1 pseudogene is annotated in these 465 nt (G+C 46.0%); it reads right to left on the reverse strand.

Features of this window, described 5'->3' with window-relative positions:
* Positions 1–216: 216 nt before the first annotated feature.
* Positions 217–465: pseudogene (locus tag C5470_RS22220) on the reverse strand (group II intron reverse transcriptase/maturase); the annotation flags it as partial.

The following is a 465-nucleotide window of genomic DNA, read 5'->3' on the forward strand; positions in this document are numbered from 1 at the left end:
GCGAAGACTGATTATTGATGACATGAACGGCCTACCGGCCTGATGAGAAACCTAACATAAAAAATGGCTCTTTCAAGCCGACAAGGTTTTAAGGTTCATCAGGCGCGGAACTCATCGAGGCGCAGGCCCCTTGCCTACAGTGACGCCGGATAGATTTAAGCAAGCCAAAAATTCATCAAAAATTAGTGTTGCAAAAACGAGGGGAATCATAGATTTTTTATGCTCTAAACGGTCTTTTCGGCTGGTTAATTTCAGCCGCCAGTGCCCTTTTCGCGTTTTCCCCCAATAGCAGGTAAACCCCAGAAAATTAAACGTGGGCAGGCGATTTCCTGACTGACTGGCTCTCATTGCCGCTATGTGACCCGCGGGAATTAATTGCGATTTGTCACTGTGTAATTCCAGCCCATATTTCTTCAGTCTTTTGGGTAACACCTTATAGAAACGTTTGGCTTCGCTAGGGTACTG

Source organism: Photorhabdus stackebrandtii (genome assembly GCF_011189495.1).
Lineage (GTDB): Bacteria > Pseudomonadota > Gammaproteobacteria > Enterobacterales > Enterobacteriaceae > Photorhabdus > Photorhabdus khanii.